The organism is Photobacterium leiognathi, from assembly GCF_030685535.1.
GTDB lineage: Bacteria > Pseudomonadota > Gammaproteobacteria > Enterobacterales > Vibrionaceae > Photobacterium > Photobacterium leiognathi.
This window is the reverse complement of sequence record NZ_CP131601.1, coordinates 680,179-692,832: the sequence shown is the minus strand read 5'-3', so window position 1 is coordinate 692,832 and position 12,654 is coordinate 680,179. Positions and strand designations below refer to the sequence as shown.

Genomic DNA, 12,654 nt, shown 5'->3' with positions numbered 1-12,654 from the left:
ATACAAAAAAACCGCTTTAAATAAAGCGGTTTTTTTTATCAAGCTAATGCTTACTTTTGAAAGCCAGCTGCAAATGCAGGCGCTGCTGATTCTAAAATATCATCGGTTACAGGCTTACCTTCACTATCGGTAATATTGATAGAAGTACGGTTACCTAAATCACCGACTAGAATGCGGTATTTATCATCCGTCAGTTTCATTGGTTTAGTACCCAACTCTTGCCAGAATTCGTCATCTGGTTCACGGTACTTAACATCAATTAAACCTTGTGAACGGTTACGATCTTCAACCGTAAAGCCAAGCTTTGATAATACTGTTGGCAGACGCTCCCACATGTCATTGTAAGAGGCACGTGCAATCAGTACTGGTAAGCCACTGCGATCCACGCCTAATGAAATTGGAACATGCTTAAGCTGTTGAGCCGCTGCTAAACGCGCTTGTTCACGGATATCTTCATCATACTTAGACATGACTAAGTTAGTCATCAAAATGCTGTAACGACGCTTATTATCAGCTGTTACTGGCATTGTTTTACCGTCTTCACGCCAATCCGTTAAGATAATACGGTAGCTATTGGTTGATGGTGACTTTTCAATGCTGTAGCGACTACCAATTTCGCTATCTTCATCTTTATTGGTCCAACTCACCCAATCAGTATCAATTTGATCAGCACTTTGCTTAGCTATGCCAATATTGTTTTTACTGATCAAGCTCTGAGTCACTTGCCATAGCTTAGAAAGATCAGAGCTGCGAGGCAATTGTACAGTCACACCATCTTGATCCACGCTTGAGCGCATACCAGGAATGAGATTTAAAACCTGCTGCGGTGGTCGAATATCAACGCTAGCGCCAACTTCGCCTTTAAAATTCTGGCTAGGTATAGCGTAAGCTGCACTACTAAAAGGGGCGGCTCCTGCTGGCAAAGTCCATGATTCTAAAGGTTGAGTTTCAAGATAGTTAAAATCCTGATTTGCCTGACGGCGAGCTTCTGACCCGCTAGAACAGGCTGACAAACTCGTTACCATGAATGCAGCTAATGCTAGCCGATATTTATAATTCATTTATGCTCCTGCGCTCCTACGCTTGTGCAACTTAAAGCACACTAGCATCCAAAAGAGCCTGCTTAACAATCGGTTGCTGTGACTCGCTTAAAACAGTTAGCGGAAGTCGTAAATCACCGTTTTCAATTAAACCTAGTTGATGTGCTGCCCACTTCACAGGAATTGGATTAGCTTCAACAAATAAGTTGTTATGTAACGGCATTAAACGCTGATTAATTTCTTGTGCAGCGTCAATTTGACCACTTAATGCTAATTTAAACATTGTTGCCATATCTGCTGCAGCAATGTTTGCTGTAACAGAGATAACACCATGACCACCTTCAGCGACAAAATCTACAGCTGTAGCATCATCACCGCTTAGTTGGATGAAATCTTCACCACAAAGTTCCCGCGTTTTTTTCACACGAGATAAATCTGCTGTCGCATCTTTAATACCGATGATATTTTCGATCTTCGCTAAACGCGCAACAGTTTCTGGTAGTAAGTCTACCGCAGTTCGTCCCGGTACATTGTAAAGAATTTGCGGAATATCTGTTGCTTCAGCAATCGCTTTATAATGTTGGTATAAACCTTCTTGGGTCGGTTTATTATAGTAAGGCGTCACACTTAAACATGCCGCAACACCCGTACCAGAGAAAAGCTTAGTAATTGTGATGGCTTCATGTGTAGCATTGGCACCCGTACCTGCGATAACTGGCACGCGTCCATCAACATATTCCAGTGTTTTTAATACCACTTTAATATGCTCATCCACTGTCAATGTTGCTGATTCACCCGTAGTACCTACGGCAATGATCGCATCTGTACCAGCATCAATATGGTGGTCCACCAGCTTTTGCAGGCCGACATAATCTACTTCGCCTGTAGCGTCTAGTGGCGTTAATAGCGCAACCATGCTTCCTGTAAACATGTCCATCTCCCCTCTTCTTATATATCCAAACGGCTCTCTCACCATCACCTTGTGGGGATCTATGCTAAAGCGGTTAGGGTATAACTTTGTCATGGTACTTTTGAGTGGCTGTAAACTCAAGTAAAGGCTGAGCGAAAACAGTGAACTAACCTACTTTATCTCCTGCTTTCATCACATTTTTCGACTTTGAAAGTCAAATATTGAACAACAGAATAATACAGGTACTTTTTTGTTCAAAAAGCCGCCAAAAACTGCGCAAAATCTTCGCTTTTTTCTAACGAAATTTGCCATCGTTTCAGCATGACTCTGTGCTAACATGCTTAGATAATTATTTAACAATGAAGACCAACATGGAACATTACCTTGTAATAACTGCTGTAGGTACTGATCGCCCAGGTATCTCTGATGAGATCACCCATCTCGTTACCCAATGTGGCTGTAATATTGTCGATAGCCGTATTGCCCTTTTTGGTTCTGAGTTTACCCTGATCATGCTGCTATCTGGTAACAACAATGCGATTTCTCGTATTGAATCAACGTTACCGCTAAAAGGCCAAGAGCACGATCTGATCACGGTAATGAAGCGTACAAACAAGCATAAGCAGCGCTTCTTCCCTTATACAGCAGATTTCCATGTTGAAGCTAATGACAGCCCGGGTCTTATCAAACAATTTACTCATTTCATGGCAAGTCGTCATATTGATATATCTGCATTAAGTGCCAATACACTTGAGAGTCAATCTGAAGGCGTAATGAATCAACTGGTGCTTCAAATTAATACTAACTTGCCTGAAAACTGTAATTTAATGACGCTACAAGAAGAATTTGAAACCTTGTGCAAATCAGTTTCAGCTTCTGGTTCAGTGAATTTTATTGGTCATAAAAACTAACTAAAACGTACCTAAACTTCATTGTCAGCCTTAATTTATTCAGACACCTCGGTGTATTGAATCACAATAACTAAAAGGATATTTCTATGAATACGCTCACAGCTGGGACACCAGCACAAGCATTTACTTTAATGAATCAAGATAACGAGCCTGTTAGCCTAAGTGATTTTAAAGGTAAGAAAGTATTGGCTTATTTCTATCCAAAAGCCATGACGCCAGGCTGTACGGTTCAGGCATGTGGTCTACGTGACAGCAAAGCAGAGCTTGACGAGAAAAATGTGGTTGTACTTGGTATCAGCATTGATCCTGTAAAACGCCTACCTAAATTTATTGAGCGTGATAACCTCAATTTCACCCTATTATCCGATGAAGATCATGCCGTTGCAGAGCAGTTCGGGGTGTGGGGCTTGAAGAGTGTCATGGGCCGAGAGTACAATGGTTTACACCGTATCAGCTTCTTAATTGATGAAAATGGCACTATTGAACACGTATTCAATAAGTTTAAAACCAAAGATCACCATCAAGTGGTATTAGATTATTTAAATCAATAATCATCACTTAAGTATGCTCATTGATAGATATAGAAAAGGCCGCATCTTGCGGCCTTTTTCATTGGTTATACTTGCTCTACATCATCAAGTTCATCTTCAGCAGAAAGCAATGCGCCCCATACGGCTTTTACTAATGTTGCTAATGGGATTGCGAAGAATACGCCCCAGAATCCCCACAAACCGCCAAACACTAAGACTGCGACAATAATCGCTACTGGGTGTAAATTCACCGCTTCAGAAAATAAAATCGGAACTAATACATTGCCATCCAAGGCTTGAATAATGCCGTAAGCTAACAGCAGCCACCAGAAATCCGGTGTCCATCCCCATTGGAATAATCCCACCATTGCAACAGGCACAGTTACAGCAGCCGCACCGATGTATGGGATCAATACAGATAGTCCAACCAGCACGCCAAGTAACACGGCATAACGTAAGTCCATCACTGCAAAAGTGACATAACTGGCGATGCCAACAATTAAGATTTCAATGACTTTACCGCGAATATAATTCGAGATCTGCTCATTCATTTCACTGCCTACTTTACTCGCTAAACGGCGATTTTTAGGTAGCACTTTTAGCAAAGTCTGCATCATTTCATCTTTATCTTTTAGTAAGAAGAAGATCAGCAATGGCACCAGAATCAAATACACACCTAAGGTTGCAATACTCACTAACGATGCAAGAGAGCCTTTTACAACGCTTTCCCCCATACCCAACACTTTTTCACGTAAGTTATTCATCAAATCGACAACTTGCGCTGGCTGGACAAAGTCTGGATAACGCTCAGGTAGGCTTGATACATACACTTGTAAGTCATTAAACATCTTTGGTACGTCTGCCGTTAAGTTCACCACCTGATGCCAAATAGTCGGTACTAAGCCAAATAATGCTAAGCTCATTAATCCAGCAAAGAGCAATAAAACTAGCATCACAGAGAAGGTTCTCGGCAGCCCAAGTTTGGTCAACCTTGCAACGGGCCACTCTAGTAAATACGCCAATACAATCGCAACTAACAGTGGCGTAATTAAGCTACCAAAGAAATAAATCGTTAGAAAACCACCGAGCAAAATGGCGACTAAGCTGACGGCATGGGGATCTGAGAATCGACGCTGATACCAGCGATTTAACATGTTCAACATGTAGAGGCGTGTCCTTTTTTCACTAACATGACAAGCTGAGTGTTATCGTTAACTACAGTGTCAATAATGTATCCATGGTTAAGCAAGTAACGAGGAATGTCGCTTCTTGCACCGCTGTCAGAAATACGCAGTTCAAGCTGTTGTTCAGAAAGAAGTTTTGCGCACGCGCGTTTTGCTAGCAACAGTGCCAGTGGGCAGCGTTGTGTCGTTAAATCAAGCGATAAAATTTCCATTGCTTTAAGTGACAGAGATTTGCTATTGCCGTATTGTAACCTCAAGCACAACCAAGATGCGAGATAGATAAAGGACATGATTCACAATAACGAACCTATGGAGTCATTCGTTGTCCTAACTCTTTAGATATTAAAGATAACTTACAAGGTGGTAGTATCTTTCCCATGTTTCGATTTACCAAAGCACCAACCTATCTTTTGCTTTCTGCTCTGCTTAGTAGCAGTCTTCCAGCTACTGCTAGTGATGCTAATCGCTTACCTGAAATGGGTACGACTGCCGCCTCAACGTTAACTATCGATAAAGAACTTGAATATGGCGACGCTTATATGCGGATATTAAGTGCTAGCCAGCCAGTCATTAATGATCCGTTATTGTCCGACTATGTTCAATCATTAGGTCATAAGCTGGTTGCCAGTGCTGACGATGTTCGAACCCCTTTTCATTTCTTTTTAATTCAAAACCCAGAAATTAATGCGTTTGCTTTCTTTGGTGGTTACGTTGCTATCCACTCTGGGCTGTTTTTGCATGCCAAAACCGAAAGCGAGCTCGCCTCTGTAATGGCCCACGAAATCGCTCACGTTACCCAACGTCACTTAGCGCGAAAAATGGAAGCCGACGCTAAAAAAACACCATTGAGTACCGCTGCATTAATTGGCTCTTTATTGTTAACTATTGCTGCTCCAGAGGCTGGGATTGCAGCGATTCACGCAACGACAGCTGCAAATATACAAGGGCACATTAACTTTACTCGCAGTAATGAAAAAGAAGCTGATCGCATTGGGATAAAAACATTGGCAAAAGCAGGCTTTGATGCACATGCAATGCCGCGCTTTTTTGGTCGTTTAGCGGATCAATATCGCTATACCTCTAAACTGCTTGCAATGTTGCTCACTCACCCATTGCCAGAGTCTCGTGTCACCGATAGTCGTATGCGTGCACGTAATTACCCAACCGTGATACTGCCGCCTTCTGAGCGTTACTTATTAGCACGCTCTCGTATTGTGGCGCGTAATGCTAACTTTAGTGAAGCGTCATCACTAAACTGGCTAAATAGAGAGTTGAAAAAAGCCGCGCCAAATCGTCGTAAAGAACTTAATTACGGCAAGGCATTGGTCTATCTTGATAATGGTAAATATAAACAAGCACATCAATTACTGGATCCATTACTGGCAAGTGAACCCAATAACCTGTTCTTTATTGATGCGGCAACCGATCTTGATCTGTACCAAAAGCAATATGACCGTGCCATTTCACGTTTAACGACAGCGCTAAAAGGCAATCCTAACAGTAATGTATTGCGCTTAAATTTAGCTAACGTCTATTTAGAATCAGGAAAATATCAGCAAAGTATCCAAATTCTAAATCGTTATACTTACGATCACCCCAAAGATACCAACGGCTGGACATTACTCGCGAAGAACTATGCCAAGCTCGGTAATCGTAGTGGTGAACTCGCAGCATTAGGAGAACTACTGGCACTTCGCGCTCAATGGGATAAAGCCATTAATAACTATACTCAAGCAGCGCAAATCGCAAAGTTAGGCTCAATGGATCAAGCTCGCTATGACGCACGTATTGATCAACTACGCTTTGAACGTCAACGATTTAAAGCGCTACAGAAATAAATTTTAGTAGCCAGCGTATTTAATACGATTACAATAACTACATAACAATTAAGTAAAAAATAGCTCACGCATAGAATTAGGAGATGTCATGTCAGTTACTATTTATCACAACCCTCGTTGTTCAAAAAGCCGTGAAACGTTAGCGCTATTAGAAGAAAAAGGCATTACACCAACAGTTGTGAAATACCTTGAGCAAACACCAAGTGTGGCAGAGTTAGAAACGCTATACCGTCAGCTCGGTTTAGACTCTGTGCGTAAAATGATGCGAACTAAAGAAGCAGAATACAAAGAGTTAGGCTTGGGTAGCGATGATGTTACTGACAGCGCATTATTTACAGCAATGGCAAGTCATCCAAAACTGATCGAACGCCCGATTGTCGTCAATGGTGATAAAGCTGCATTAGGTCGTCCACCAGTGCAAGTACTGGATATTTTATGATGCAAAAAATCTTAGTCCTTTATTACAGCAAACACGGTAATACCCGCCAATTAGCCCGTCATATTGGTCGCGGTATTGAACAAATCTCTGGCTGTGAAGCGGTACTAAGAACGGTTGCTGATATTGATCCAAATGATCATCAGCAACCTTATACTGATCCTTTAGTCTCCCATCAAGATCTAAAAGACTGTATTGGGCTTGCGATGGGAAGCCCTGTACGTTTCGGTAATATGGCCGCACCACTGAAACACTTTATCGATAGCACCAGCCAACAATGGTTATCAGGCACATTGATAGATAAACCAGCTTGTGTATTTACTTCATCTTCATCTATGCATGGCGGGCAAGAAACCACACTGCAATCGATGCTTTTGCCCTTATTACATCATGGCATGTTAATCGTGGGGATTCCTTATTCCGAACCAACCCTGCATACCACGCAGCATGGCGGAACACCTTATGGTGCTTCTCACCTTAATACAGGAACCAATAAGCAATTACATAAAGATGAAATTGAGTTAGCACAAGCATTAGGAAAACGCTTAGCACACACAGCAATGCTACTTCATCACTCCTGATATTAATGGCTTACGAAAAGGATGATTCGATGCCTCCAATGCAACCTCGCACTTTATTTGTCCACCGATTTGCACTCTGTGCCAATTTAAGTTTGATGCTATGGGTCGCCCTGTGGCAGATCGTGATTTCTCCCCATCCACATTTGAATAATTGGGTAATGGCTGCGCTTTGGATATTACCAATGCTATTACCTTTACGTGGTATGCTAGCAGCGAAACCTTATACCCATGCATGGTCGAACTTTATTTTAATGTTCTATTTCTTGCATGCATTAACCATTTTGACCATTGATGAAGGGGAACGCTGGTTAGCAGCCATTGAGTTTGTCATCGTCTCTGTTGCGTTTCTCAGTAATATTCTTTTTGCCCGTCTTCGAGCCAAGGAATTAGGAATAAAATTACAACGCTTATCGCAAGTTGAACGAGAAGAGCGTGAACGTTTTGAGCCACCAAAAGAATAAAACAGAGACTAAAAAGCCCTCAAACTGAGGGCTTTCTTACTTTAACGCTAAACGAAATTTAGTTATGCCATGTATAAATATTATCTGGTGCTACATAGTTCTCGCTTTGTTGTAAAGAAGGCTGTACTTGAGTAGCACTAACATCAACAGCATTCGATGAGGTACTCACATCGGTTGCAGGTGCTGCTGTTACCGCTGAATTATTATTCGTTACAGCATAATCATCAGCACTAATGCGGCTGTCATGGCTCAACTCACGTTTAAATTCTGCTGTCGACGCTGACAAGTTCATGCGAAAAATAACTTTGTCACCTTTAATATTTACAGCATTCGCACTACTTACTGTCGTCATATGATTAAGCATGCGCTCTAACGTAAAGAAATCTTCTGTAGAGTTAACATTATCAACTTCAATATTCACTTCACCAGCAGCACTACTACCCAATGCTAAGGCATATTTTTGCGCCAGTTGATTAGCAACTTGATTCATCATATCAGTGCTTGCTTGTGCTAATGTACCACTTGCTTTACCAGTGATGGGTTGAGTGTCTGTCGCAATAGTGCTCGGCTTTTGCGTATATAATTGCCATGATAATTCAACCTTGTCATCACCTTGCTGAATCGCTTTTACTAATAGCAATCCACCAGCGTTGTAGCGCTTACTCGCACTTGAAATAGGATCGACAAAACTGCCCCATAAGTCAGATACATGCAGTGCGGTTACATCATTAAAATCACCAATAGGGAAAGTAACAGGCACGCCACGAATATTCGCAGCTTGTTTGGTGTCAGCCACTAAAGCATTGGTTGATTGATCCCACAAAATATCACGACTATTACCGTTATCATCAGCCATCCAAACTAAAATATCAGGGCGTTGTTCACTCCAGTAATTTGCTTTTGCTTGCGTTAATAATTGTTTAATTTGCACCTTATCAAAGCTTAAATTTAGCGTCTGCTGACCATTGTCTTGACCATAACTAAACTGGCTAACATAACCCGAACTGTTTTTCAGCGCTTGGGCTATCACATTATTCTTAGCAATATTTTGATCACCCGTCACTTTGATCAGCACTTGTTTAAAGCCCTGCTCTCGTGCTGTTTGATCAGCATTCTGTCCATCAGCAGGCATGACTACTTGAGCCTGATATAAATTACTAACCGTCGCAGCTTTAATCGGTAAAGCCAGTAACGCTAAAAACAACAACGCAAATCGCAACATAAAGCACTCATTATTTACTAAAGTAAGTTGGCAAAAAGAAATTGAACATCAGCGAGTTCCTAAACCGATTGACGTCTTGTATAGAAACACGGCTTACCATCAATTTATCCTACAATATGTACTTTTTCCTGAACCAAAACAATACAGCTTGCAAGAAACAAACCACATGCTTTAAAAAACTTCTCTAGTCACAAATATCAGTCATTAAATAATTAGCAGTTTTTTTCTCTTAGTACGCTAGGTAATCGTTTGCTTTTTGTGATAGCATTGCGCGATTTTTTTTATGACAAGGTGATTTTGAGTATGATGCAGGTATTACAAGGTGCCCAAATGTTATTCGTCGCATTTGGTGCTCTCGTTCTTGTTCCGTTACTTACTGGGCTTGATCCCAATGTGGCACTTTTTGGTGCTGGTGTAGGAACCCTCCTTTTTCAGCTTGTTACCAAACGTTCTGTTCCTATCTTCCTAGCCTCATCTTTCGCGTTTATTGCTCCAATTATGTACGGTATCCAAGCTTGGGGTGTTGCAAGCACCATGGGTGGCTTGATGATGGCGGGTATTGTTTATGTTTTGATGGGTGCTGTGATTAAAATTCGCGGTGTTGGCTTTATTCATAAACTGCTACCACCTGTAGTTGTTGGCCCGGTGATCATGGTCATCGGTTTAGGTTTAGCGCCAGCAGCTGTGAATATGGCTGTAGGTAAAACAGGTGACGGTGGTGTTCAGCTTATCGCACATGACACTGCGCTATGGATTTCAGCCATTTCATTAATCGTGACCATTGGCTTAAGTGTGTTTGCCAAAGGCATCTTAAAATTAGTACCGATTGTAGGTGGTATTACTTCAGGATATTTAGCAAGTTTAGCATTCGGTGTGGTGGACTTTACCCCGGTGCATAATGCAAGTTGGTTAGCACTTCCTAACTTCACTTTCCCTGAGTTTAATATTAACGCTGTCCTTTTCATGATCCCTGTTGCCATTGCACCTGCAGTTGAGCACGTGGGCGACATGCTAGCGATTTCCAACGTAACAGGTAAAGACTACCTGAAAAAGCCAGGCCTGCACCGTACAATGGCTGGTGACGGTATTGCGACGATTGCAGCCTCTATGGTGGGCGCACCGCCTAATACTACTTACTCTGAAGTAACGGGTGCGGTAATGCTAACGAAAGCATTTAATCCTGTGATCATGACATGGGCGGCAATTACTGCATTAGTATTAGCGTTCGTAGGTAAATTAGGCGCAATGCTACAAACCATCCCTGTGCCTGTAATGGGCGGGATCATGATCTTGCTATTCGGCTCTATAGCAACCGTTGGTCTAAATACACTGATCAAAAACCAAGTCGATTTACACAAAGCCCGTAACCTTGTAATTGTTGCGGTAACACTGGTATTTGGTATTGGTGGGATGGCATTTGGTATTGGTGAGTTCAGCCTGCAAGGTGTGAGCTTATGCGGTATTGTCGCGATTGTTCTTAACCTGATCTTGCCACAAGATTTAGGCGAAAATCATATCGTTGATAATGCGCAAATTGAAGGTACTGAACATCTATAAGTCGCGATGAATTAAGTTAACGTTATTTAACGTTAGCTTATACTGAACTTATCACTTTATAAGCTCTGAATATAAAAAACCGGACATGGCGTCCGGTTTTTATTTAAATCTTGTTTACTAATTACTTAGTACCGAAGATCTTATCGCCTGCATCACCAAGACCAGGAACGATGTAGCCTTTGTCATTTAGCTTCTCATCGATAGCTGCAGTGTATAGCTCAACATCTGGGTGTGCTTTTTCTAATGCTGCAATACCTTCAGGTGCAGCCACTAGTACTAGAACTTTAAATTGCGTACAACCGTGCTCTTTTAAAAGATCTAGTGTCGCAATCATAGAACCACCAGTTGCCAGCATTGGATCAACAACCAGCGCAATACGCTCATCGATGTTTGATGCTAGCTTGTTGAAGTATGGTACAGGCTCAAGTGTTTCTTCATCACGGTAGATACCAACAACACTGATACGTGCACTTGGCATATGTTCAAGTACACCGTCCATCATGCCAAGACCAGCACGAAGAATAGGTACTACCGTCACTTTTTTACCTTTGATTTGGTCGATCTCAACTGGACCGTTCCAACCATCAATGGTCACTTTTTCTGTCTCAAAGTCTGAAGTCGCTTCATATGTCAGTAGGCTACCAACCTCAGTTGCTAACTCACGGAAACGCTTAGTGCTGATGTCACCTTCGCGCATAAGACCAATCTTATGTTTAACCAGTGGGTGCTTTACCTCAACAACCTTCATCTTCTGACTCCCGAGCAAATAAAAAATAAAATCGCATTATTATATACTAAGCCAAACGATTGCTGATAGTAGTAAACGTTTAACTGTTTACTTAATACCCAGTCAAAAAAAATGACGCAAACGTTTTCCTTTAGGCTGTGACTGCTGTTATCATACCCCAGCTTTTTTACTTTAATACGTTGAGGGATCATCTGTGAGCAACAAAAACTCTTCTCTTAGTTACAAAGATGCTGGTGTTGATATCGATGCTGGTAATGCATTAGTAGACCGTATTAAAGGGGTGGTAAAACGTACGCATCGCCCAGAAGTGATGGGGGGAATTGGTGGTTTTGGTGCACTTTGTTCACTACCAACCAAATATAAAGAGCCTGTTTTAGTATCAGGTACTGATGGCGTAGGTACTAAACTTCGCTTAGCTATGGATTTAAATAAGCACGATTCTATCGGTATCGATCTTGTTGCTATGTGTGTTAACGATCTTATTGTTCAAGGTGCAGAGCCTTTGTTCTTCCTTGATTACTACGCGACAGGTAAGCTGGATGTCGATACAGCAGCAAGTGTTGTTACTGGCATTGGTGAAGGCTGTATTCAATCAGGTTGTGCATTGATCGGTGGTGAAACGGCTGAGATGCCAGGTATGTACCACGGTGAAGATTACGATGTTGCTGGTTTCTGTGTCGGTGTGGTTGAAAAAGCCGATATCATTGATGGTTCAAAAGTAACAGCTGGTGATGCTCTTATCGCTGTTGGTTCAAGTGGTCCTCACTCAAACGGTTACTCACTTATCCGTAAGATCATTGAAGTTTCAAACGCTGACTTAAACGAAGAATTAGAAGGTAAAACACTTTCTGATCACCTGTTAACACCAACCAAAATTTACGTAAAATCAACGCTGAAAATGATGGAAAGCTGTGATGTTCACGCGATTTCTCATATAACTGGCGGTGGTTTCTGGGAAAATATCCCACGTGTGCTACCAAAAGGCACAAAAGCTGTTGTTAATGGTGATAGCTGGCAATGGCCTGCTATCTTCAACTGGCTACAAACGGCAGGTAACGTAGAAACTTACGAAATGTACCGCACGTTCAACTGTGGTGTAGGCTTAGTGATTGCCCTACCACAAGCGCAAGCACAACAAGCTATTGATATCCTAAATGCTGAAGGCGAAAATGCATGGCTATTAGGTGAAATTGCCAATGCTGCAGAGAGCGAAGAGCAAGTTGAGATCAAGTAATA

14 protein-coding genes are annotated in these 12,654 nt (G+C 41.8%); 8 read left to right on the top strand and 6 right to left on the bottom strand.

Translation table 11 applies throughout. From position 1 onward, the window contains the following. Positions 1–50 precede the first annotated feature (50 nt). Together bamC and dapA are read right to left on the bottom strand one after the other, a co-directional pair. On the bottom strand, positions 51–1,061 hold the full coding sequence (gene bamC, locus Q7674_RS10255; RefSeq protein ID WP_008986285.1) for an outer membrane protein assembly factor BamC: 1,011 nt from the start codon (positions 1,059–1,061) through the stop codon (positions 51–53). Between the two features lie 31 nt (positions 1,062–1,092). Next, positions 1,093–1,971 (bottom strand): 4-hydroxy-tetrahydrodipicolinate synthase, encoded by an 879-nt coding sequence (dapA, locus tag Q7674_RS10250; RefSeq protein WP_305424124.1) that lies wholly within the window; start codon positions 1,969–1,971, stop codon positions 1,093–1,095. 350 nt (positions 1,972–2,321) lie between these two features. Here dapA and Q7674_RS10245 point away from each other — a divergent pair, with 350 nt between their 5' ends. Both Q7674_RS10245 and bcp read left to right on the top strand, forming a co-directional pair. Continuing rightward, a complete protein-coding gene (locus Q7674_RS10245) occupies positions 2,322–2,861 on the top strand; it encodes an ACT domain-containing protein (RefSeq protein WP_008986283.1) in 540 nt (179 codons plus the stop codon). A gap of 86 nt (positions 2,862–2,947) precedes the next feature. After that, on the top strand, positions 2,948–3,412 hold the full coding sequence (bcp, locus tag Q7674_RS10240; RefSeq protein WP_305423684.1) for a thioredoxin-dependent thiol peroxidase: 465 nt from the start codon (positions 2,948–2,950) through the stop codon (positions 3,410–3,412). Positions 3,413–3,477: 65 nt separating this feature from the next. Here the strand turns inward: bcp and Q7674_RS10235 are convergent, their stop codons facing one another. Then, positions 3,478–4,554, bottom strand: a complete 1,077-nt coding sequence (locus Q7674_RS10235; RefSeq protein WP_008986281.1) for an AI-2E family transporter — start codon at positions 4,552–4,554, stop codon at positions 3,478–3,480. Beyond that, a complete protein-coding gene (locus Q7674_RS10230; protein WP_223295642.1) occupies positions 4,548–4,865 on the bottom strand; it encodes a sulfurtransferase TusA family protein in 318 nt (105 codons plus the stop codon). The genes Q7674_RS10235 and Q7674_RS10230 overlap by 7 nt, the downstream gene beginning before the upstream one ends. An 87-nt stretch (positions 4,866–4,952) precedes the next feature. Here Q7674_RS10230 and bepA point away from each other — a divergent pair, with 87 nt between their 5' ends. From bepA to Q7674_RS10210, 4 genes are all read left to right on the top strand, one after another. Continuing rightward, positions 4,953–6,413 (top strand): beta-barrel assembly-enhancing protease, encoded by a 1,461-nt coding sequence (gene bepA / locus Q7674_RS10225; protein WP_305423681.1) that lies wholly within the window; start codon positions 4,953–4,955, stop codon positions 6,411–6,413. An 88-nt stretch (positions 6,414–6,501) separates the two neighbouring features. Next, the gene (arsC, locus tag Q7674_RS10220; protein ID WP_023933339.1) at positions 6,502–6,852 is read left to right on the top strand and encodes an arsenate reductase (glutaredoxin); all 351 of its coding nucleotides are present in this window, start codon (positions 6,502–6,504) and stop codon (positions 6,850–6,852) included. Further along, positions 6,849–7,430 (top strand): NAD(P)H:quinone oxidoreductase, encoded by a 582-nt coding sequence (gene wrbA / locus Q7674_RS10215; protein WP_190274778.1) that lies wholly within the window; start codon positions 6,849–6,851, stop codon positions 7,428–7,430. The genes arsC and wrbA overlap by 4 nt, the downstream gene beginning before the upstream one ends. A 29-nt stretch (positions 7,431–7,459) precedes the next feature. Then, positions 7,460–7,891: a DUF2069 domain-containing protein gene (locus Q7674_RS10210; RefSeq protein ID WP_008986276.1), complete on the top strand. Its 432-nt coding sequence runs from the start codon at positions 7,460–7,462 to the stop codon at positions 7,889–7,891. A gap of 58 nt (positions 7,892–7,949) precedes the next feature. Here the strand turns inward: Q7674_RS10210 and Q7674_RS10205 are convergent, their stop codons facing one another. After that, positions 7,950–9,113: a DUF2066 domain-containing protein gene (locus tag Q7674_RS10205; protein WP_045065006.1), complete on the bottom strand. Its 1,164-nt coding sequence runs from the start codon at positions 9,111–9,113 to the stop codon at positions 7,950–7,952. A 303-nt stretch (positions 9,114–9,416) separates the two neighbouring features. On the opposite strand from Q7674_RS10205, the gene Q7674_RS10200 reads away from it, so the two are divergent. Next, positions 9,417–10,670 carry a uracil-xanthine permease family protein gene (locus Q7674_RS10200; RefSeq protein ID WP_045065004.1) on the top strand — a complete coding sequence of 418 codons (1,254 nt, stop codon included), beginning with the start codon at positions 9,417–9,419 and terminating at the stop codon, positions 10,668–10,670. 121 nt (positions 10,671–10,791) lie between these two features. Here Q7674_RS10200 and upp read toward each other — a convergent pair whose 3' ends face one another. Further along, entirely contained in the window at positions 10,792–11,418 is a 627-nt protein-coding gene (gene upp, locus Q7674_RS10195; RefSeq protein ID WP_008986273.1) for a uracil phosphoribosyltransferase, read from the bottom strand. A gap of 193 nt (positions 11,419–11,611) precedes the next feature. Between upp and purM the strand changes: the two genes are divergently transcribed. Then, on the top strand, positions 11,612–12,652 hold the full coding sequence (purM, locus tag Q7674_RS10190; protein WP_023933346.1) for a phosphoribosylformylglycinamidine cyclo-ligase: 1,041 nt from the start codon (positions 11,612–11,614) through the stop codon (positions 12,650–12,652). Positions 12,653–12,654 lie beyond the last annotated feature (2 nt).